The organism is Mesorhizobium sp. M6A.T.Cr.TU.016.01.1.1 (assembly GCF_003952585.1).
Classification (GTDB): Bacteria; Pseudomonadota; Alphaproteobacteria; order Rhizobiales; family Rhizobiaceae; genus Mesorhizobium; species Mesorhizobium mediterraneum.
Genome location: NZ_CP034452.1, coordinates 6,712,490 through 6,732,480 on the forward strand (window position 1 = coordinate 6,712,490; position 19,991 = coordinate 6,732,480).

19 protein-coding genes are annotated in these 19,991 nt (G+C 64.2%); 16 read left to right on the forward strand and 3 right to left on the reverse strand.

From position 1 onward, the window contains the following. The first annotated feature begins 16 nt into the window (after nucleotides 1-16). The 13 genes from rpsF (at nucleotide 17) to EJ075_RS32680 (ending at nucleotide 12,080) form a co-directional block, all read left to right on the forward strand. Nucleotides 17-511 carry a 30S ribosomal protein S6 gene (rpsF, locus tag EJ075_RS32610; protein WP_029354402.1) on the forward strand — a complete coding sequence of 165 codons (495 nt, stop codon included), beginning with the start codon at nucleotides 17-19 and terminating at the stop codon, nucleotides 509-511. Beyond that, nucleotides 511-759 carry a 30S ribosomal protein S18 gene (rpsR, locus tag EJ075_RS32615; RefSeq protein ID WP_006203718.1) on the forward strand — a complete coding sequence of 83 codons (249 nt, stop codon included), beginning with the start codon at nucleotides 511-513 and terminating at the stop codon, nucleotides 757-759. Before rpsF ends, rpsR begins: the two co-directional genes overlap by 1 nt. A gap of 213 nt (nucleotides 760-972) precedes the next feature. Continuing rightward, nucleotides 973-1,557: a 50S ribosomal protein L9 gene (gene rplI, locus EJ075_RS32620; protein WP_095483191.1), complete on the forward strand. Its 585-nt coding sequence runs from the start codon at nucleotides 973-975 to the stop codon at nucleotides 1,555-1,557. 177 nt (nucleotides 1,558-1,734) lie between these two features. After that, nucleotides 1,735-3,024 (forward strand): cyclopropane-fatty-acyl-phospholipid synthase family protein, encoded by a 1,290-nt coding sequence (locus EJ075_RS32625; protein ID WP_126107140.1) that lies wholly within the window; start codon nucleotides 1,735-1,737, stop codon nucleotides 3,022-3,024. An 85-nt stretch (nucleotides 3,025-3,109) separates the two neighbouring features. Then, nucleotides 3,110-3,433 (forward strand): YnfA family protein, encoded by a 324-nt coding sequence (locus EJ075_RS32630; protein WP_095483296.1) that lies wholly within the window; start codon nucleotides 3,110-3,112, stop codon nucleotides 3,431-3,433. Between the two features lie 3 nt (nucleotides 3,434-3,436). Further along, entirely contained in the window at nucleotides 3,437-4,408 is a 972-nt protein-coding gene (locus EJ075_RS32635; RefSeq protein ID WP_126107141.1) for a small ribosomal subunit Rsm22 family protein, read from the forward strand. Between the two features lie 264 nt (nucleotides 4,409-4,672). After that, nucleotides 4,673-6,163: a replicative DNA helicase gene (locus EJ075_RS32640; protein WP_095483188.1), complete on the forward strand. Its 1,491-nt coding sequence runs from the start codon at nucleotides 4,673-4,675 to the stop codon at nucleotides 6,161-6,163. Between the two features lie 250 nt (nucleotides 6,164-6,413). Further along, nucleotides 6,414-7,817 (forward strand): DNA repair protein RadA, encoded by a 1,404-nt coding sequence (gene radA, locus EJ075_RS32650; RefSeq protein WP_126107142.1) that lies wholly within the window; start codon nucleotides 6,414-6,416, stop codon nucleotides 7,815-7,817. Nucleotides 7,818-7,844: 27 nt separating this feature from the next. After that, entirely contained in the window at nucleotides 7,845-8,513 is a 669-nt protein-coding gene (locus EJ075_RS32655) for a CvpA family protein (RefSeq protein WP_095483186.1), read from the forward strand. 79 nt (nucleotides 8,514-8,592) lie between these two features. Next, nucleotides 8,593-10,062, forward strand: coding sequence for an amidophosphoribosyltransferase (gene purF, locus EJ075_RS32660; RefSeq protein ID WP_126107143.1), 1,470 nt, complete (start codon nucleotides 8,593-8,595; stop codon nucleotides 10,060-10,062). 220 nt (nucleotides 10,063-10,282) lie between these two features. Next, nucleotides 10,283-11,035, forward strand: coding sequence for an SDR family NAD(P)-dependent oxidoreductase (locus EJ075_RS32670; RefSeq protein ID WP_095483295.1), 753 nt, complete (start codon nucleotides 10,283-10,285; stop codon nucleotides 11,033-11,035). Between the two features lie 82 nt (nucleotides 11,036-11,117). Then, nucleotides 11,118-11,747, forward strand: coding sequence for a hypothetical protein (locus tag EJ075_RS32675; RefSeq protein WP_126107144.1), 630 nt, complete (start codon nucleotides 11,118-11,120; stop codon nucleotides 11,745-11,747). A 126-nt stretch (nucleotides 11,748-11,873) separates the two neighbouring features. Then, a complete protein-coding gene (locus tag EJ075_RS32680) occupies nucleotides 11,874-12,080 on the forward strand; it encodes a hypothetical protein (protein ID WP_095483183.1) in 207 nt (68 codons plus the stop codon). Between the two features lie 15 nt (nucleotides 12,081-12,095). Here EJ075_RS32680 and EJ075_RS32685 read toward each other — a convergent pair whose 3' ends face one another. After that, nucleotides 12,096-12,602 (reverse strand): OsmC family protein, encoded by a 507-nt coding sequence (locus EJ075_RS32685; protein WP_095483182.1) that lies wholly within the window; start codon nucleotides 12,600-12,602, stop codon nucleotides 12,096-12,098. A gap of 616 nt (nucleotides 12,603-13,218) precedes the next feature. Here EJ075_RS32685 and EJ075_RS32695 point away from each other — a divergent pair. Beyond that, a complete protein-coding gene (locus EJ075_RS32695) occupies nucleotides 13,219-14,124 on the forward strand; it encodes a DMT family transporter (protein WP_095483181.1) in 906 nt (301 codons plus the stop codon). Nucleotides 14,125-14,254: 130 nt separating this feature from the next. Here the strand turns inward: EJ075_RS32695 and EJ075_RS32700 are convergent, their stop codons facing one another. After that, nucleotides 14,255-15,118 (reverse strand): LysR substrate-binding domain-containing protein, encoded by an 864-nt coding sequence (locus EJ075_RS32700; RefSeq protein ID WP_126107145.1) that lies wholly within the window; start codon nucleotides 15,116-15,118, stop codon nucleotides 14,255-14,257. A gap of 105 nt (nucleotides 15,119-15,223) precedes the next feature. Here EJ075_RS32700 and EJ075_RS32705 point away from each other — a divergent pair, with 105 nt between their 5' ends. Continuing rightward, nucleotides 15,224-15,631, forward strand: coding sequence for a 4-oxalocrotonate tautomerase family protein (locus EJ075_RS32705; protein WP_126107146.1), 408 nt, complete (start codon nucleotides 15,224-15,226; stop codon nucleotides 15,629-15,631). A gap of 86 nt (nucleotides 15,632-15,717) precedes the next feature. Here EJ075_RS32705 and EJ075_RS32710 read toward each other — a convergent pair whose 3' ends face one another. After that, on the reverse strand, nucleotides 15,718-17,391 hold the full coding sequence (locus EJ075_RS32710; RefSeq protein WP_126107147.1) for a tetratricopeptide repeat protein: 1,674 nt from the start codon (nucleotides 17,389-17,391) through the stop codon (nucleotides 15,718-15,720). A gap of 373 nt (nucleotides 17,392-17,764) precedes the next feature. On the opposite strand from EJ075_RS32710, the gene EJ075_RS32715 reads away from it, so the two are divergent. Further along, the gene (locus tag EJ075_RS32715) at nucleotides 17,765-19,987 is read left to right on the forward strand and encodes an AMP-binding protein (RefSeq protein ID WP_126107148.1); all 2,223 of its coding nucleotides are present in this window, start codon (nucleotides 17,765-17,767) and stop codon (nucleotides 19,985-19,987) included. The last annotated feature ends 4 nt before the right edge of the window (nucleotides 19,988-19,991 follow it).

The following is a 19,991-nucleotide window of genomic DNA, read 5'->3' on the forward strand; positions in this document are numbered from 1 at the left end:
AAGGCAAAAGAACAATATGGCTCTTTACGAACATGTGTTTCTTGCCCGGCAGGACCTCTCGCAGCAGCAGGTCGATGCGCTTGTCGAACAGTACAAGGGCGTCATCTCAGCTAATGGCGGGTCCGTCGGCCGGGTCGAGAACTGGGGACTGAAGTCCCTCACCTACCGGGTCAACAAGAACCGGAAGGCATACTATACGCTGATGGACATCACCTGCCCGCCGGCCGCGCTCAACGAGATGGAGCGCCAGATGGGCCTGTCCGAAGATGTGCTGCGTTTCCTCACCATCAAGGTCGATGCGCATGAGGAAGGCCCGTCGGCGATGATGCAGAAGCGCGAAGAGCGCTCGGAACGCGGTGGCTTCGGCGACCGTGACCGCGGCCCGCGCTCGTTCGGCGACCGCGATCGCGGCGACCGTGGCGATCGTCCGCCGCGCAGCTTCGGTGGCGACGCCGGTGCAGACCGTGGTCCGCGCCGTCCGCGCGAAGGTGTTGAAGGGGGTGCAGAATAATGGTCGACATCAACCAGATCCCGACCCGGCGCCCGTTCCATCGCCGCCGCAAGACCTGCCCGTTCTCCGGCGCCAACGCGCCCAAGATCGACTACAAGGACGTACGTCTTCTGCAGCGCTACATCTCCGAGCGCGGCAAGATCGTGCCGTCGCGCATCACCGCCGTCAGCCAGAAGAAGCAGCGCGAACTCGCCAAGGCGATCAAGCGCGCCCGCTTCCTTGGCCTGCTGCCCTACGTGGTTCGCTAACACTCTTTCAGCGGGCGGTTCGCCGCCCGCTTTTTCCCACGGCGACGGGCGCCGAGGGGTCTACCATCAAATCCCGGGTTGAGGTGAAGACCTCTAACTGCCGCGACAGGCAGGACAGCGACATTGGCGGCGACGCCCTCTGCTTCCTGACCTGTTCCAGACAATTCGGCGTCGATGCCAGTGATTTTGGCGCCCAAACGAAGGAACAAAACCATGGACGTCATTCTTCTCGAACGCGTTTCCCGCCTCGGCCAGATGGGCGATACCGTCAAGGTCAAGGACGGATTCGCCCGTAACTTCCTGCTGCCGCAGGGCAAGGCGCTGCGCGCCAACGAAGCCAACAAAAAGAAGTTCGAAGGCCAGCGCGCTCAGCTCGAAGCCCGTAACCTCGAGCGCAAGTCCGAGGCCACGCAGGTTTCGGAAAAGCTCGACGGCAAGAGCTTCATCGCCGTGCGTTCGGCCGGCGAAACCGGCCAGCTCTACGGCTCGGTGTCGACCCGCGACATCGCCGAGTTGCTGACGGCGGAAGGCTTTTCGGTCAACCGCAACCAGATCCTGCTCAACCAGCCGATCAAGACCATCGGTCTTACCAATGTGGCGATCGCGCTGCATCCGGAAGTCGAGGTCACCATCACGCTCAACATCGCCCGCACGGCCGACGAAGCCGAGCGCCAGGCCAAGGGCGAGATGCTGACCACCGCCGAAGCCATCTATGGCGAAGACATCAATGACAATGCGCGCCCTGACAACTTCTTCGACCCCAATGCCGAGTTCGAAGGCGGTGAAGACAACGGCTGATTGCACGTCACAGGGCGTCAGCGCGGCGCTCTAAACAATTTCGTCGGCTTCCAGTTATTTCTGGACCAATGCCCGGGCGCCTCGCCCGGGCATTTTTGTGCCAACAGGAACTTTTCGAAACCCTATATGTTGATGCAGAGTAGGACAGGCTGTCTGACCGAGAGGGGACATTTGGTCATGAATATTCTGCTGAAACGCGTTCTCGACCGCCTGGTGCGCACCGGCAATCTCAAAGTCACCGGACCGAAGGGCTTGTCGGTGATTTTCGGCGATGGCAGCGGCGAGCCGGTGCACATGCACATCAAGACCACGCATGCCGAGCGCGCCATTACCTTCGATCCGATGCTGGCGGTACCGGAAGCCTATATGGACGGCGAACTCGACATACTCGAGGGCGGCGTGCTGGGGGTCATGCGCATCGCCTTCCAGAACATGGGTAGCGGCGGCATCGATGCCACCTGGTCGAAAGCGATCGAGGGCCTGCGCCACGCCTTCCGCCGCCTGCAGCAAATCAACACGGCGGCGCGCGCGCGCCGCAACGTGCAGCGCCACTATGATCTGTCGGGCGAGCTGTACAGGCTCTTCCTCGACGAGGACATGCAGTATTCCTGCGCCTATTTCGAGCAGCCGGATATGACGCTCGATGAGGCGCAGGCTGCCAAGAAGCGCCACATTGCCGCCAAGCTCAGGCTGAAGGCCGGCCAAACCGTGCTCGACATCGGTTCCGGCTGGGGCGGGCTCGGTCTTTATCTCGCCAAGTCCTTCGACGTGGACGTGCAAGGTGTGACGTTATCGACCGAACAGCATGGCGTCGCCACCGACCGGGCCCATGCGCAAGGTCTGGAAAACCGCGTGCATTTCGAATTGAGGGATTATCGCGAGCTCAACGAGCGCTTCGACCGCATCGTATCGGTCGGCATGTTCGAGCATGTCGGCGTCAACCACTACCGCACCTTCTTCGACAAATCGGCGACGCTCTTGAAGCCGGACGGCGTCATGCTACTGCACACGATCGGCCGCTCCGGCGTGCCGTGGGCAACCAGCGCCTTCATCCGCAAGTATATTTTCCCGGGCGGCTACATCCCTGCGCTATCGGAGGTGATGCCGGCGATCGAGAAGTCGGGCCTCGTCGTCACCGACATCGAAATCCTGCGGCTGCATTATGCCGATACGCTGAAGCACTGGGGCCAGCGCTTCGCTGCCAATCGCGACAAGGCCAAGGCGATTTACGACGAGCGCTTCTGCCGCATGTGGGAGTTCTATCTGGCGGCCTCTGAAGCCGCCTTCCGCTGGCAGGACCTGGTGATCTTCCAGATCCAGATTGCCAAGAAGAACGATACCTTGCCGATGACGCGCGACTACATGGCCAAATGCGAGAAGGCGCTGGACATGCGCGACATGGGGCATCGCCCAAAAGCCCCTGCCGCCAAGCCCGCGCGCCGCCGCAAGGTGGCGGATACGGAATAGACTTCCGGCGATCTCGCCATTGCCGCTTGCCATTGCCGGCCCGCACGCTGAAAAAGGTCTCGCCATCGCCGCGAGACCTTTTTTCATGACCTATCTCATCTATATCGTTGCTGCCCTTGCCGAGATCGCCGGCTGCTTTTCGGCGTGGGCGTGGTGGCGGCTTGAAAAGTCGCCGCTGTGGCTGGCTCCAGGCCTGGCCTCACTCGCTTTGTTCGCATTCCTGCTGGCGCTGGTAGACATCAGTGCGGCGGGCCGCGCCTATGCCGCCTATGGCGGCATTTACATTGCCGCCTCGCTCGGATGGTTGTGGCTGGTGGAAGGCGTGCGTCCCGACCGTTGGGATATTGCCGGGTCCGCGCTCTGCATCGTCGGCGCCTCGGTCATCCTGCTCGCGCCTCGGGGGGCGTGAGCTATGGAACTGCCTATCCCGCTTCGGCAGGGCGTCGAGCGCCTCCTCGAAAAAGTGCCGCTGCCGACATTGAAGCAGGCGGCAAAGACGCTATCGGACCGCTACCGCGCCGAGTTGCGCGACGGCCGCCTGCACATGGCCGAGGAGATGGCGGTCAAGGCCTATCTGGCGACGCGGCTGCCGGCGACCTACGCCGCCGTCCGTGCCAGCCTTGATGCGGTCAGCGAGGCACGGCCCGACTATGCGCCGAAAACCCTGCTCGATGTCGGCGCTGGCCCTGGCACGGTGCTTTGGGCCGCGCTCGATCTCTGGCCCGACCTCGAGCAGGCGGTGCTGATCGAGGCGAGCGCCGCGGTGCGCCGGATCGGCGAGGCGCTTGCCACTGAGGCGATGACGGCCAGGATCGCCTGGCTGGCCGGCGATGTCACCATCGACCTTGCCGACCTCAAGCCGGCCGAGTTGGTCACCTGCGCCTATGTGCTGGACGAGATCGCGCCGGCATCGCTGCCAAAACTCATCGACCGGCTCTGGCACCTGACCGACGACACGCTGCTGGTCGTCGAGCCGGGCACGCCGGCCGGATGGCAGCGCATCCTTGCCGTGCGCCGGCACCTGATCGAGGCGGGCGCGCATGTGCTTGCGCCTTGCCCGCATGAGGCGCCCTGCCCGCTCGCGGCGCCCGACTGGTGCCATTTTTCGTGCCGTGTCGCGCGCTCGCGCCTGCACCGGCTGGCCAAGGACGCCGACGTGCCGTGGGAGGACGAGAAATTCATCTACGTCGCCGCCTCCCGCCATCCGGCCGTCCACCCCCCGCAGGCGCGGGTGATCGCACCGCCGAAACCCGGCTCCGGCAAGGTCCTGCTGAAACTTTGCGAAAAGGACGGAAACGCCGGCGAGAGACTTTTCACCAAGCGCGACGGCGATGTTTTCAGGCTGGCCCGGCGGTTGGACTGGGGCGATTCGGCAGGCGAATGAAGATGCAGCCTCATTTCACTTCCGGCGCATCTTCTGTGCATTTCTCTGACGCATTTCGTTCTTGATTTGTTCAAGGCGTCGCGTAGAATCGCCACCTTGTCGAGTCAACCGGAATCAGGGTGCGGGAATACTGTCCTGTGGACGGTTTGTCGTTCCTGTGAACAGTGGGCATCAAAGCCGGTTGGACAGGCACTGTTGCAGATAAGTCAGCATGGATTTGTCCCATTCTGATATCGAGAGACCGGGATCGAAACCGGGGACATCATGGCAGAAGCAGCGCGAAAATTCGGCGTGGCGGAAACACCGCTCTATCGGGAGGCGCCGAACAACATTGAGGCCGAGCAGGCGCTACTCGGCGCCATCCTGGTCAACAACGATGCCTTCTACCGCGTCTCGGACTTCCTGAAATCCGGCCATTTCTACGAGCCGCTGCATAGAAAAATCTTCGAGGTCGCCGCCGAACTCATTCGCATGGGCAAGGTAGCGACGCCGATCACGCTGAAGACCTTCCTGCCGGCCGACGAGAAGGTCGGCGACATGACGGTTGCGCAATATGTCGTGCGGCTGGCTGTCGAGGCGGTCACCGTCGTCAACGCGGCCGACTACGGCCGCGCCATCTACGATCTCGCCACGCGGCGCGCGCTGATCACCGTCGGCGAAGACATGGTCAACATCGCCTACGATGCCCCGGTCGACATGTCGCCGTCCGAGCAGATCGAGGATGCCGAACGGCGCCTGTTCGAACTGGCCGAGACCGGCCGCTATGATGGCGGCTTCGAGAGCTTCACCGACGCGGTTAAAACCGCCGTCGACATGGCCAACGCCGCCTATATGCGCGACGGACATCTGTCAGGTGTCGCCACGGGCCTGCGCGATCTCGACCGCCGCATGGGCGGCCTGCAGCCGTCCGATCTGATCATCATCGCCGGCCGCCCCGGCATGGGCAAGACGTCGCTCGCCACCAACATGGCCTTCAACATCGCTGAGGCCTATGTGCCGGCGCAACAGGCCGACGGCTCGTTCAAGGCGGCCAATGGCGGTGTCGTCGGCTTCTTCTCGCTCGAAATGTCGTCGGAACAGCTCGCCACCCGCATCATTTCCGAGCAGACCGAAATCCCGTCGTCAAAAATCCGCCGCGGCGAGATCAGCGAGATGGACTTCGAAAAGCTGGTCGCCTGCTCGCAGACCATGCAGAAGATCCCGCTGTTCATCGACCAGACCGGCGGCATCTCGATCGCGCAGCTGTCGGCGCGCGCGCGCCGGCTGAAGCGCCAGCGCGGCCTCGACGTCATCGTCATCGACTATATCCAGCTGATGCAAGGGTCGAGCGCCAAATCCTCACAGAACCGCGTGCAGGAAATCACCGAAATCACCACCGGCCTGAAGGCGCTGGCCAAGGAGCTTGCCGTGCCGATCATCGCGCTGTCGCAGCTGTCGCGTCAGGTCGAAAGCCGCGACGACAAGCGCCCGCAGCTCTCGGATCTGCGCGAATCGGGCTCGATCGAGCAGGACGCCGACGTGGTGATGTTCGTTTACCGCGAGGAATACTATCTGAAGAACCGCGAGCCGAAGCCCGGCACAGACGAATACATCAAATGGGAAAACGAGATGAACGAGATGCGCGGCAAGGCCGAGGTCATCGTCGCCAAGCAGCGCCATGGACCGACCGGCTCGGTCAGCCTCGCCTTCCAGGGCGAGTTCACCCGCTTCTCCGACCTCGCCGAGGAGCATCATATTGCGGAGAGGTTTGAGTAGCTTTTGACCGACGCCGCACCAAAGATGCGGGACAGCAGCGCTCTACGGCGCCCCCCTCTGTCCTGCCGGACATCTCCCCCACGAGGGGGGAGATTGGCTGTCATCTACGCCAGCCTTCTTTTCTGCAACGCCGAAAATTGGCGAAATCCGAAGCGCAATCCGATCTCCCCCCTCGTGGGGGAGATGTCCGGCAGGACAGAGGGGGGCGCGAAGGATCACGGCGCTCGCCAATTGGCGGGAAGGTAGCAGTTTGGCCAAATCGCGCATCCAGTTCATCTGCCAGAATTGTGGTTCGGTGCATCAGCGCTGGGCCGGCAAATGCGATGCCTGCGGCGAGTGGAACACGCTGGTCGAGGAAGGCACGTCCGGGGGCATCGGCTCGGGTCCGGCCAACACCCGCAATGCGCGCAAGGGCCGCGCCGTGGTGCTCACGACTTTGTCAGGCGACATCGAGGATGCGCCGCGCATCGTCTCCGGCATCGGCGAACTCGACCGCGCCACCGGCGGCGGTTTCGTGCGCGGCTCGGCCCTTCTGGTCGGCGGCGATCCCGGCATCGGCAAGTCGACGCTACTCACCCAGGCGGCCGCGGCACTCGCGGCAAAGGGCCACCGCATCGTCTATGTCTCAGGCGAAGAGGCCGTCGCCCAGATCAGGCTGCGCGCGCAGCGGCTAGGCGTCGCCGACACTCCGGTGGAACTCGCGGCCGAAACCAATGTCGAGGACATCCTCGCCACCATCGCCGACGGCAAGCGGCCGGATCTGGTGATTCTGGATTCGATCCAGACCTTGTGGACCGACATGGCCGATTCGGCGCCCGGCACCGTCACCCAGGTGCGCGCCGCCGCCCAGGCGATGATCCGCTATGCGAAATCCACAGGGGCGGCGATCGTGCTCGTCGGCCATGTCACCAAGGAAGGCCAGATCGCGGGCCCTCGCGTCGTCGAGCACATGGTCGACGCCGTGCTCTATTTCGAGGGCGAAGGCGGCCACCACTACCGCATCCTGCGCACGGTCAAGAACCGCTTCGGACCGACCGACGAGATCGGCGTCTTCGAAATGTCTGATATGGGCCTGCGCGAGGTCGCCAATCCGTCCGAGCTTTTTCTCGGCGAACGCCATGCGAAATCGCCGGGCGCCGCGGTTTTCGCCGGCATGGAGGGAACCCGCCCGGTGCTGGTCGAGATCCAGGCGCTGGTGGCGCCGTCGTCGCTGGGCACGCCCCGCCGCGCCGTCGTCGGCTGGGACGGCGCCCGGCTGTCGATGATCCTTGCGGTTCTCGAAGCCCATTGCGGGGTCCGCTTCGGGACCCACGACGTCTATCTCAATGTTGCCGGCGGCTACCGTATCTCGGAGCCGGCCGCCGATCTGGCGGTGGCGGCCGCACTGGTTTCCTCGCTCACCGGTCTTGCCCTTCCGGCCGATTGCGTCTATTTCGGCGAAATCAGCCTTTCGGGCGCCGTAAGGCCGGTTGCGCATGCGCAGCAGCGCCTGAAGGAAGCCGAAAAGCTGGGTTTTGGAAGCGCGGTTCTGCCTTTGGGCAGCGAGGAACTTGCCGGGGGGATAGGGGCCGGCGCTTTCCAGCCCACCGAGCTTGCCGATCTCGTGGCGCGCATAGCCGGCTCACGGCGCAGCCGCGCCGACGAGCAAGAATGACGCGGCTCATGAAGTGGGGCAAAAGACATGCCGATTACGCTGCTTGACGGAATTCTCGTCGGCTTCACCTTGGTCTCGGCCATGCTCGCCATGGTTCGCGGCTTTTCGCGCGAAATCCTCTCCGTCATCTCCTGGATAGTGGCGGCAGCGGCGGCGTTCTTCTTCTACAAACCGGTTCTGCCTTACGTTCAGCCCTATGTCGACAATGAGAAGATTGCCATGGTGGCCGCCGCCGGCATCGTCTTCATCATCGCGCTGATCGTCGTTTCCGTCATCACCATGAAACTCGCCGACTGGATCATCGATTCCAGGATCGGCGCGCTCGACCGCACGCTCGGTTTCCTCTACGGCGCGGCGCGCGGCATTCTGGTCGTTGCGGTGGCCCTGCTGTTCTTCAACTGGCTGGCCGGTCCCAAGGCTCCGGGCTGGGTCGCCAACGCCAAGTCGCGGCCGCTGCTCGAATCGCTCGGCGCCAAGCTCGAAAGCCTGCTGCCCGAGGACCCGGAAAACGCGATCCTCAACAGGCTCAATCCTAGCCAGCCGGCACCCGAGACCGGCGCCGAGACGCCACCGGCGGCGGATGCACCGGCAGCGGACGCGCCGGCAACCGGCGACGATGCTCCGGCGCTCGATGGCAGCGAGACCGACGCGCCACCGGCCGACAATGCACCGGCCAATCCGGCGCCGGCAAACTGACGATCATGTGAAAAGCCGCAAACTCTACGTTGCTCTCGAGCAGTCATCACACTATATAGCGACTTTAGCGGAGCTGAAGATGGCAGACGCAGACGACGTGCTTTCCGCCGAAGCTGACGATCATTTCCACGACGAATGCGGTGTGTTCGGTATTTTTGGCCGGCAGGACGCCGCAGCTATCGTCACACTTGGCCTGCATGCGTTGCAGCATCGCGGCCAGGAAGCGGCCGGTATTGTTTCCTATGATGGCACCCAGTTCCACGTCGAACATCATGTCGGCCTGATCGGCGACACCTTCACCAAGCAGCGCGTCATCGACAGCCTGCAGGGCAACCGCGCTATCGGCCACACGCGCTACGCCACCACGGGCGGTGCTGGCCAGCGCAACATCCAGCCGTTTTTCGCCGAACTCGCCGATGGCGGCTTCGCTGTCGCCCACAACGGCAACCTCACCAACGCCATGACCGTGCAGCGCGCGCTGCAGAAACAGGGCGCGATCTTCTCGTCGACTTCCGACACCGAGACGCTGCTGCATCTGGTCGCCACCAGCAGGGAACGCGATCTCAACTCGCGCTTCATCGATGCAGTGCGCCAGGTCGAGGGCGCCTTCTCACTGGTGGCGATGACGGCAAAGAAGATGATCGGCTGCCGCGATCCGCTCGGCATCCGCCCGCTGGTGCTCGGCGATCTCGACGGCGCCTGGATCCTGGCTTCCGAAACCTGCGCGCTCGACATTATCGGTGCGCGTTTCGTGCGCGACCTGAAGCCCGGCGAGATGGTTGTCGTCACCACCAAGGGCATCGAGAGCCTGTTTCCCTTCGAGCCGCAGAAGACCCGCTTCTGTATCTTCGAATATGTCTATTTCGCGCGTCCAGATTCGTCGGTCGAAGGCCGCAACGTCTACGAGGTGCGCAAGCGCATCGGGGCCGAGCTGGCGCTCGAAAGCCCTGTCGAGGCCGATATCGTCGTGCCGGTGCCGGACAGCGGCACTCCGGCGGCGATCGGCTTTTCGCAAGCCGCGGGCATCCCGTTCGAGCTCGGCATCATTCGCAATCACTATGTCGGCCGCACCTTCATCCAGCCTGGCGATTCGATCCGCCACATGGGTGTCAAGCTCAAGCACAACGCCAACCGCCGCATGATCGAGGGCAAGCGCGTGGTGCTGGTCGACGATTCGATCGTGCGTGGCACTACCAGCCAGAAGATCGTGCAGATGGTGCGCGATGCCGGCGCCAAGGAAGTGCACATGCGCATCGCCTCGCCGCCGACACGCGCATCCTGCTTCTACGGCGTCGACACGCCGGAGAAGTCGAAGCTCTTGGCATCGCGCATGTCGGTGGAAGAGATGGCCGAGTTCATCCGCGTCGATTCGCTCGGATTCCTGTCGATCGACGGGCTCTACCGCGCCGTCGGCGAGGCCGGCCGCGACAACGAGCAGCCGCAATTCTGCGACGCCTGCTTCACCGGGCAATACCCGACTCGGCTTGCCGACTTCGAAGGTTCCGACAATGTGCGCACGCTGTCGCTCTTGGCTGCGGGCGGGTCGTAGGGTTGCCGGACCACCATTTGCCTTCCCCAGTTTACCCCCCTCTGTCCTGCCGGACATCTCCCCCTCAAGGGGGGAGATCGGCTGAACTATCGACTTTCGCCAATCGCGACGGTCGCAAAACGGGCGCTGAGCCGGATGAGGGCCAATCTCCCCCCTTGAGGGGGAGATGTCCGGCAGGACAGAGGGGGGTGTTTTCACGCCTACTCACGGAGGCTGTCGCATGATCCCCGCCCCTGCCCTCGATCTTTCCGGCCGTGTCGCGGTCGTCACCGGCGCCTCGCGCGGCATCGGCTACTTCATCGCCCTGGAACTTGCCGCTGCCGGAGCGCATGTCATCGCGGTTGCCCGCACCGTCGGCGGACTGGAGGAACTCGACGATCAGATCAAGGCGGCGGGCGGACAAGCCACGCTTGTGCCGCTCGACCTCGCCGACATGGCCGGCATCGACCGGCTGGGCGGTGCCATCCACGAACGCTGGGGCAAGCTCGACGTTCTCGTCGCCAATGCCGGGGTGCTCGGCGTGATCTCGCCGATCGGCCATGTCGAGGCCAAGACCTTCGAGAAGGTGATGACCATCAACGTCACCTCGACATGGCGGCTGATCCGCTCGGTCGACCCGCTGCTCAGACTCTCCGATGCCGGTCGCGCCATCGTGCTTTCCTCCAACGCCGCCCATTCGGCGCGGGCCTTCTGGGCGCCCTATGCTGCGTCGAAGGCGGCGGTCGAGACCATGATGCGTTCCTGGGCGCACGAGACGGAAAACTTGGCCCTCAGGGTCAACGCCGCCGACCCCGGCGCCACCCGCACCGCCATGCGGGCGCAGGCGGTGCCTGGCGAGGATCCGGGAACGCTGCCGCATCCCTCAGAGATCGCCAAACGCATCGTGCCGCTGGCCAGCCCTGCGCTTAGGGAAACCGGGCTGATCTTCCAGGCCAAGCACAACCGTTTTGTCGCCTACCGGCAGCCGGAGTAGACGCACCGCGTATTTTGGCGGAAGAATTGCGCCGCCACCGACGTTGTTGGAATGCTTAGTTTTCGCAAAACGGAGGACCACCATGCGCAGACTGCTTCTCGTCACCGCCGCCGCATCGCTTGCAGCCGTCGGCGTCGCATCCTCACAGGATACGACAATGAGCTTCTTCGTCACCAGCGTCGGCTCGGGCAAGGGCGCCGATCTCGGCGGCCGGGCGGGCGCCGATGCGCATTGCGGGTCGCTGGCTGAAGCCGCCGGCGTGACCGGCAAGACATGGCGCGCCTATCTCTCGACCAGCGACACCGATGCGCGCGATCGCATCGGCAAGGGACCGTGGTTCAACGCCAAGGGCGACAAGATCGCCGACGATGTGGCTTCGCTGCACAGCGATGCCAACGCGATCACCAAGCAGACGGCGCTCGACGAAAAGGGCAACGTGGTCAACGGCCGCGGCGACAAGCCCAACCGGCACGACGTGCTGACCGGCTCCAAGCCCGACGGCACGAAAATCGCCGACCAGACCTGCGGCGACTGGACGCTCAGCGGAGCAGAAGGTGCGGCAATGACGGGCCATCACGATCGCGCCGGTCTCGACGATTCGGCCGCCGCCAAATCGTGGAATTCCTCGCACGCTTCACGCGGCGGCTGCAGTCAGGAGGCGCTGAAGAGCACCGGCGGCGACGGCCTGTTCTACTGCTTTGCCGCGAACTGAGCTGTTCAAACAAACGTCGAACCTCACGCCGTGATGCCGTGGCGAACCACCGCGCCAGCCGCGCTTTCGTCGACCGCGCGGAGTTGATAGGATCGCCCGAATCCCACAACAAACGAGGAATTTCCCATGGCGGCTTCGAGCGTAGCGTTGGTCTGGTATCTGGTGATTGCCGGCCCGCAAGGCGGCATGGTGGTGCTGCCCAGCACGTTCGACACCCGCGAACAATGCACCTCCGCCGTCACCGAATATCAGAAGCAGCCGACGCCGGCCGGCTGGTCGGTGCAGTGCGTGCCGAGCGCCTCGCCCTTCGCCGACGAGGGCGAAAGTGAATAGCCGGCGGCGCGCGTTTCAGCGGCGCGCGCTTACCGTCAGCTCCGGCTTGGCATTGATGGTCTGGAACACCACGCAGTAGCGTTCGGTCAATTTGAGCAGAGTGTCGATGCGCTCTTGTGGCTCGTCGGTGTCGAGGATGAAATTCAGCCGGATGGCGCGGAAGCCGACCGGCGCATCTCTTGCCACACCTAAGGTGCCGCGAAAATCGAGATCGCCTTCGGCCTCCACCGTGGCGGCTCCGAGTTTGAACTCCAGCGCCGTCGCCACCGCCTTAAGCGTCACGCCGGCGCAAGCGACCAGCGCCTCCAGCAGCATGTCGCCCGAGCACAGTTCGAGCCCCGAACCGCCGGTAGCCGGATGGAGACCGGCAACGGCCAGCGCCCGGCCCGTCTCAACTTTGCAGGCGATCGACTGGTCGTCGATCGAGCCCCTGGCCCTGAGCGTGACCAGCGCGCTCGACGCGTCGTCGCGATAGGCGTCCTTGAGCGGCGCCTGCATGGCCTTCAGTCCGGTGGCATCCATGTCCAACCCTTTTCGACAGTCATCTTCATCGCTCGTCACGATACTCGAATAGACTCTACGGCCTAAACCTCGATTTCACGACATTTGGATCAGAGTGACAAGCTGTCCGGATATTGGTGCGTCATTAGATCGGGTGCCTTTTCATGCGACCTGGGGCCGCCACGCGATGACGCCATCCGTCCGAGCCCGCTGAGTCTGGCGTCCGGCGCCATTGAGCGCACCAGTTCCCCGGCGGTTGGCGCCTCGCCTCGAGCGAGGTCGTCCGTAGTCTGCCGATCTTCTCTATCACGCCGGAAAGCTGGCGCAGCCGGCCTTCCAGTATTGTCTGGTGCGCGGCCAAGGCCCGGCTCCATGCCCCGGGAGCGCCCTTCAACCGCATCGGCCGGACGGGATACCCGAGCCGCCAGCCCTGCCCCAACGCTAGCTCGCCGCTGGCGCAGCGCCGCGCAGGGTTCCACCCGTGTAGCGTACGCTGAAACCCTGATCGTCGCGGCCGGCCTGCTGATCATCGGCAACGAACATTTCCGCAAGCGACTGTAGGATGCGGCACCCCCTGCTGACAGTACGGTGTCAGGACAAGGCAGCATAGTCTGGTGACATGACGGGATCCCTAAGCATGCCAGCCACCACCGAAACCGCCGCCGAGCGCACCCTTGGCATCATCCTGGTTTCGGCGTCGGCGGCCGTCTTTGGCCTCACTGGAGTGTTGACCAAGTCGATCCATGCCGACCCGCTGACCATCACGTGCTGGCGCGGCTTCGTCGGCTCGATCCTGATCACCCTCTATGTGCTGTGGCGCCGCCGCCGCTCCGGCAGGCGTGAAAGCCTGCGCCTCGGCTGGCGCGGCTGGCTGCTGGCGATCGAGGGTGCGCTGGCCAGCATCGCCTTCATCTCAGCGTTCAAATTCACCTTCGTCGCCAATGTCGCGATCATCTACGCCACCGCACCCTTCGTCACCGCGCTGCTTGCCTTCGTGCTGGTTCGTGAGCGCTTCCGCCTGCAAACGCTTGCCGCCGCCACCGTATCGCTCGGCGGTGTGGCGATCATGGTGTGGTCCGGCTTCGGCACCGGCAATCTGTTCGGTGACGGGCTGGCGCTACTGATGACGGTCGGCGCCGCGCTCTACATGATCATGGTGCGCGCCTTCCGTGACACGCCTGTGGTGTGGGCCGGTGCGGTATCGGCATTCCTCCTGTTCGTGCTCGGCTGGTTCGTCACCGACCCGCTAGCCGTCTCGACCAGAGACGCAGTGCTGCTCGTCGCCTTCGGCGCGTCTTTCGCGCTGGCCTCGATCCTGTGGACGGAGGGCGCGCGGCTCATTCCAGCGGCCGAATCCGGCCTGCTGGGTTCGGCTGAAGTGCCGTTCGCGATCCTGTTCGCCTTCCTTTTCCTGGCCGAGATCCCGCCGGCCGCCAGCATGATCGGCGGCGCCATCGTGCTCTGCGCGGTGTTCGCCCATGCCGGGCGCGACTGGCAAGCGGCGAGGCAGCGCTCTGCCCGGGAAAGTCTGCCTCTGAAATAAATTTGCAAAATCGTGGAACCATCATCGGGTTCAAGCATTGTTGGGTTTGACGGGCCACCCCCAAGTCCCCCCAAACCCCTCGGCCCGTCTCACCTCCAGCCGACCGCAAGGTCGGCTTTTTCTTTGCAGATCAGCTTGGTGGGCCCGCCAAGGCAAGGCTGTCGCTGAGTAGCGCAGCCAAATCCTGCGCTGGCGGGTCGGCGTCCTCGCGCAGCCGGATCGCGAACTCGGCGATGGGAACCGACGGCAGGCCAAATTCGCGCGGCGCCTCGACGATGCCGGAATGGGCAAAGCGCGCCGTCCGCAGCGTCAGAGCAATGCCGGCGTTCACCGCCGTGCGCAGCCCGGCCAGGCTGGCGCTGCCGGCGGCGATCCGGTAGCGGCGGCCTGTCGTGTCGAGTGCCGCGATCGCCGCGTCACGAAAGCCGCACTGCGGATCGAGCAGCGCCAGCGGCAGCTGGTCCTGGCGTGTGGCCAAGCCTCTTTGCGAACACAGCCACATCATCGGCTCGCGGAGCACGCCGACTTCGTCCGGCGCCGGAGCCTGCCGCATGGCGATCATCAGATCGAGGATGCCGGTTTGCAGCGCGTGCGCCAATTCGGCGGAGCGGCCGACGCGCAGTTCGATCCTGACGCGCGGGTGGCTCGCGGCAAAGGTCCTGAGCAGTTCCGGCAGGCCGCTGTCGGCGAAATCCTGTGTCGTGCCTATGGCCACGCGCCCATCGGCTCGCACGCCCTTGAGGGCCAGCCACGCCTCGCGATGCACAGCAAGGATGCGCCGCGCATGGCCGACCAGATCTTCGCCCGCCGCCGTCAGGCCGCGCCCTCTTCCCTGCGGCACCAGAAGCGGTTCGCCGACAATATCGTCGAGCCGCTGCATTTGCGCCGTCACCGCCGAAGGCGAGCGACCAACGATCGATGCCGCCTTAGCAAGCGAGCCGCCGTCGACGAAGGCGAGAAAAGTTTTGAGGAGATCGGGGTCGAGCGCCTGCATAATTCAGTTATATCGAACTCTTAATCCAAAACAATTCGATTTTTTTGACGCTGCAGCCGTGACATGGTTTTCCCAGCGGCGCGAGACGCCCTCAGGAGAAAAGAAATGCCGATCATCAATGTCACCGTCACCGGCAGGCCCGATGCCGCTCTGTCCGCCGCCATCGCCAGGGAGGTGACCGAGCTGACCGCCACGCATCTGCGCAAGGACCCCACCATCACCGCGGTCGCCATATCTTATCTCGACCCGCAGCACTGGTTCGCCGGCGGCAAGTCGCTGGCCGAGCATGGCGCCAACACGTTCTGGCTCGACATCAAGGTGGTCGACGGCACCAACACCAAGCTCGAACTGGAAGCCTATTTCAAGGCGATCTTCGCCGCCTTTGGCCGCTTGCTGGGTGAGATGCACGAAGAAAGCTACGCCTTGGTGCACGAAGTGCCGGCCGCCGCCTATGGCTACGGCGGCAAGACACAGGAATTCCGCTTCATCAGCGGGAGGTTGAAAGCGGTGTGAGGGCGCCTATCCCTCCTTGCGGCGAGGGATAGGCGCAGACGTTGGCGTCACGGCTGAAACGGGCAACACCCGCAACGGTGCGTTGATCATAACGCGCAGCAGTTGTCGCCGAGACGGCAAAAGCACGACGCACGAATCTCGACGTCGGCCCGCGACATCGCCAGATCGAGGCGAGGCTGAATGTCATCGGCCTCTTCGTGCCGGCCAAGCCGATGCAGGGCTTCGACATAGCCGTGCAGGCCCCAGACGTTGTCGGGGTGCCGCGAGATCCGTCTGTAGCCACGATGCATTCCCAGATCCGCCTCATAGACCTGCGCCGCTTCTCGCATGTGGCCCTGCTCGAGCAGTAAGGCCCCAAGTGCGTGCCGCGTCGGCTGCATCCAGCCCCAAGGCTCGTCATAGGGAAGGCCGTCGTCCCGCGCCACTGCGGCGCGGAGATGCGCGAAGGCCGCTTCGTGATCGTCCTTCCGATACGCAATCTCGCCTCGAAGCATCTCCGCGGCGACCGCCAGAATGTCGACGTAGCGGTAATTGAAGAACATGCGCGTTTCCGGAACGCGGGCGAACGCCTCCTCGAAGCGGCGCTGCTCCGCTTCGGCCACGGCTGTTTGTCCGAGCGCGGCATGGGCAATGCCCTTTGCATAGTGCCAGACCGCCGTGGTCGCCCGGTAGAGGTATGGATCGTCGGGAAGCGGTTCGTCCAGGATCTCCTGCCATTTGCCGAACCGCACCAGCACGTGCGCTTTCATGGGCATATAGCCTTCCAGCCAGTCGGCCATCGGCGGCGTTGCCTGTCGCAGCAGCGCTTCCGGGACGGTGGCAAGCATTTCATTGGCTGCGTCCAGGGCGGGACGGTACCGGCCGAGGAACATCGCCGCATAGAGCTTGAAATGATAGTCGTGACATCGCGAGAGGGTATAGAAGTTGAAGGGACCCTCCCGCTCCAGATACTTGCGGTCGGCTTCGATCGCCCGCTCGTTGGCGACCAGCGCTGCGTGATAGTCGCCGCGGAGAATGTCGATGTGCGAGGGCATGTGCCGCAAATGGCCGGCGTCCGGCACGAGATCGCGAAGAGTGTCGGCAGGGCGCAGCGCCTGTTCGGGATGCGGCGACATCTCCATGGCGTGGATGTAGAGATGGATGAGGCCGGGGTGCGCGACCTCGCGCTCATCCGATAGGCGCAAGCTCTGTTCCAGTACCGCCACGACTTCGACTGTATCGGCGCCCTTAGCGGGTTCGCCGCTCTCGAGGTCCCACAACTGCCAGGGTGTGCGGTCCATCAATGCCTCAGCGAAGAGCGCGGCGACGTCGGGATCGTCCGGAAACGCTGCGTAGACTTTCCGCATCGCCGCCGCATAGGCGTCGCTCCAGGCGCGCAGGTCTTCGTTATCCACCACATGATCCGACTGGTAGCGGCGCTCCAGCCCCCGGATCAGCGCCTTCTCCACCGGCGCCGCACCGTCGGCGAGCGCCAGCGCTTCCTCCGTCGCGCGACGCGCCTCGACCAGCGTCTGCTTGAGGTCCTGCTCGTTGAAGTCGGCCCACGGCTTGTTGTAATAGGGGCCGAGGGCGTAGGCGACGCCCCAACGGGCCATGGCGCAGCCGGGATCACATTCGGCCGCTTTGCGGAAACACTTGACCGCCTCTTCGTGGTTGAATCCATAACGCCAGATCAGGCCGCGGTCGAACCAGACCTGAGCCTCGGACGAGCTTGTCGTCACCGGCCGGCTGTATCGACCGAGGTTATAATAGTCGTGCATCGCACCCCCCAACTGACAAATAGCGGCAGGGTATGCCCGACTCCGGGCGATAGCCTGCGGTTGTAGCTTTAGGCGAGGAACGCTTCCTCCCTGCAGAGGTTCCGGTCGACCGAACAGGGCCTTCTTTGAAGACAAGATCTGCACCCATCCAACATAATGCGGTGGGCTGTTCGAGCAGCATCTGCATTTGCGCCGAATACGGCAAGACGCCGAAACTGACGAAGATTGTGCGACGCCGATCGAGGAGTGTCGGGCACGGCGGGCGGCGAGAAGAAAGGACCTCCGCATTGACGTTGAGCCCACTTCGTCTAGGTTCTCATTGAAGCGGTCGGGAAAGAACCGCGACGTGAGAATCTGTTGGGAGAGACGCGGCATGACCCTGACACTGGCGCTGCTTGCGGGCCTCGTCGCGGCCTGGCTGCTGATCGGTGTGGTGGAAAAATTCCGCCTCGGCCTACGCTTCACCCAGGCGCTGCTCTATGTGCCGTTCAAGCTCGCCTACCGGGTCGCCGATGATCGCATCAGGATCGCCCGCAAAGCAGCTGTTCCGGTCATCTACGTCATTTCGCACCAGTCGCGCCTCGAACCGGCGCTGATGCTGTCGCTGCTGCCGGAAGACACGCTGCATATCCTCGACCAGGCCTCTGCCAGGTCGCCCTGGCTCGAACCATGGCGCGAGCTTGGCCGCACCATCGCCTTCAATGCCGAGCATGTCTTCGTCAGCCGTCGGCTGGTGCGGGTGCTGAAGGGCAAAGGCCGCCTAGCCGTCTATCTGCCGGACGCGGTCGAGCCTGATATCAAGACATTTCGCTTGTTTCGCGCCGTTACCCGCATCGCCATGCAGGCCGACGCCCGCATCGTGCCGATCTTCGTCGCCGGCGCGCGAACTCTGCCGGTATCGCTGACGCCGGCGGACAAGGCGCCGCGGCGCTGGTTTCCCCGCCTGTCGATCAGCGTGCTGGAGCCAATGACCATCACCGAGCTGGTGGCGCGAAACGCTGATCAGTCCTCGAACACCAATGCGCTGTTCGACCGTTTCGCTGAAGCCCGGCTTTTCGGCAGCGATCTTAATCGCGGCCTGTTCCTCGCCATGCGCGACGCCGCCGACCGTGTCGGCGCCTCGCATCCTATCGTCGAAGACGTGATCAGCGGCGCACTGAGCTACAGAAAGCTGTTCATCGGCGCGCGGGTGCTCGGCCGCCGCTTCGAGGCTGTGACGGCGCCGGGCGAAGCGGTTGGACTGCTGCTGCCCAACACCAATGGCGTCGTGCTGTCGCTCATTGGCCTGCTGTCGGCGAGCCGGGTGGCGGCGATGATCAACTATACCGCAGGCCCGGCCAGCGTCACCGCCGCTGTGCGCACGGCGGAGATCCGCACCGTGGTCTCGTCGCGCGCCTTTGTCGACAAGGCCAGCCTCGCAGACATCGTCGCGGCGGTGGAAGGAGGCGGCGCCAAGCTGCTGTGGCTGGAGGATGTGCGCACCAGCGTGACCGTGCTGGACAAGCTCGCCGCCGCCTTGCTGTGGCGCTGGCCGCTGCAGCCGCAGAATGCAGCCAAGCCGGCGGTGATCCTGTTCACCTCCGGCTCGGAAGGCACGCCCAAGGCCGTGGTGCTGTCGCACCGGAACCTTCTCGCCAACGCCATGCAGGCCGAAGCCCGCATCACCATCTCGCCGGCCGATATCCTGCTCAACGTGCTGCCGGTGTTCCACTCGTTCGGATTGACGGGCGGCACCATCCTGCCTCTGGTCACCGGAGTAAAACTGTTCCTCTATCCCTCGCCGCTCCACTACAAACTGATCCCTGAGGTCGCACGCAATGCAAGGCCGACCGTCATGTTCGGCACCGACACGTTCCTCGCCAATTATGCGCGCACCGCCAAGGACGGCGATTTCTCCAGCCTGCGCTTCATTGTCGCCGGCGCCGAGGCGGTGAAACCGGAGACACGCCGCGTTTACCGGGAGCGCTTCCAGGCCGAGATCATCGAGGGTTTCGGCTTGACCGAGGCAGCGCCCGTCGTTGCCGTCAACACAGCCATCCACGGCCGTGACGGCACGGTCGGGCGGCTGTTGCCGGCCATGCGCATGAAACTCGAACCGATCGAGGGCATTAGCGGCGCCGGACGGTTGTGGCTCGATGGGCCAAACCTGATGATGGGCTACATGACATCAGATCGGCCCGGCGAATTGCAGCCGCTCGACGGCTGGCACGATACCGGCGACATCGTTTCGGTCGACCGCGAAGGCTTCCTCACCATTCGCGGGCGGGCCAAGCGTTTTGCAAAGATCGCCGGCGAGATGGTGTCGCTGGGTGCCGTCGAGATGCTGGTGCAGTCGCTATGGCCGGAAGAGCATCATGCCGTGGTGGCGGTGCCGGACAGGCGCCGCGGCGAACGCATCGTGCTGGTCACCACCGCCCATGACGCCAACCCCGACGAATTGCGCAAATTCGGCAAACAAGCAGGTGCCGCCGATCTGATGGTGCCGAACGACATCGTCAAGGTCGAGGAAATCCCGGTGCTGGGTTCGGGCAAGACCGACTATGTCTCGACCCGCAAACTGGCGATCGACCGGCTAGGGCTCAGCGCGGCAGCTTAACGCC

Bases quoted from the DNA above. Each gene is read 5' to 3' on its own strand.
- EJ075_RS32630 (WP_095483296.1), top strand. From the start codon at position 3,110: ATGACCTATCTCATCTATATCGTTGCTGCCCTTGCCGAGATCGCCGGC.
- EJ075_RS32695 (WP_095483181.1), top strand. From the start codon at position 13,219: ATGCCAGCCACCACCGAAACCGCCGCCGAGCGCACCCTTGGCATCATC.
- EJ075_RS32625 (WP_126107140.1), top strand. From the start codon at position 1,735: ATGAATATTCTGCTGAAACGCGTTCTCGACCGCCTGGTGCGCACCGGC.
- EJ075_RS32715 (WP_126107148.1), top strand. From the start codon at position 17,765: ATGACCCTGACACTGGCGCTGCTTGCGGGCCTCGTCGCGGCCTGGCTG.
- EJ075_RS32685 (WP_095483182.1), bottom strand. From the start codon at position 12,602: ATGGATGCCACCGGACTGAAGGCCATGCAGGCGCCGCTCAAGGACGCC.
- EJ075_RS32700 (WP_126107145.1), bottom strand. From the start codon at position 15,118: ATGCAGGCGCTCGACCCCGATCTCCTCAAAACTTTTCTCGCCTTCGTC.
- EJ075_RS32655 (WP_095483186.1), top strand. From the start codon at position 7,845: ATGCCGATTACGCTGCTTGACGGAATTCTCGTCGGCTTCACCTTGGTC.
- EJ075_RS32640 (WP_095483188.1), top strand. From the start codon at position 4,673: ATGGCAGAAGCAGCGCGAAAATTCGGCGTGGCGGAAACACCGCTCTAT.
- rpsR (WP_006203718.1), top strand. From the start codon at position 511: ATGGTCGACATCAACCAGATCCCGACCCGGCGCCCGTTCCATCGCCGC.
- rpsF (WP_029354402.1), top strand. From the start codon at position 17: ATGGCTCTTTACGAACATGTGTTTCTTGCCCGGCAGGACCTCTCGCAG.
- EJ075_RS32710 (WP_126107147.1), bottom strand. From the start codon at position 17,391: ATGCACGACTATTATAACCTCGGTCGATACAGCCGGCCGGTGACGACA.
- EJ075_RS32705 (WP_126107146.1), top strand. From the start codon at position 15,224: ATGCCGATCATCAATGTCACCGTCACCGGCAGGCCCGATGCCGCTCTG.
- EJ075_RS32675 (WP_126107144.1), top strand. From the start codon at position 11,118: ATGCGCAGACTGCTTCTCGTCACCGCCGCCGCATCGCTTGCAGCCGTC.
- EJ075_RS32670 (WP_095483295.1), top strand. From the start codon at position 10,283: ATGATCCCCGCCCCTGCCCTCGATCTTTCCGGCCGTGTCGCGGTCGTC.
- rplI (WP_095483191.1), top strand. From the start codon at position 973: ATGGACGTCATTCTTCTCGAACGCGTTTCCCGCCTCGGCCAGATGGGC.
- EJ075_RS32635 (WP_126107141.1), top strand. From the start codon at position 3,437: ATGGAACTGCCTATCCCGCTTCGGCAGGGCGTCGAGCGCCTCCTCGAA.
- purF (WP_126107143.1), top strand. From the start codon at position 8,593: ATGGCAGACGCAGACGACGTGCTTTCCGCCGAAGCTGACGATCATTTC.
- EJ075_RS32680 (WP_095483183.1), top strand. From the start codon at position 11,874: ATGGCGGCTTCGAGCGTAGCGTTGGTCTGGTATCTGGTGATTGCCGGC.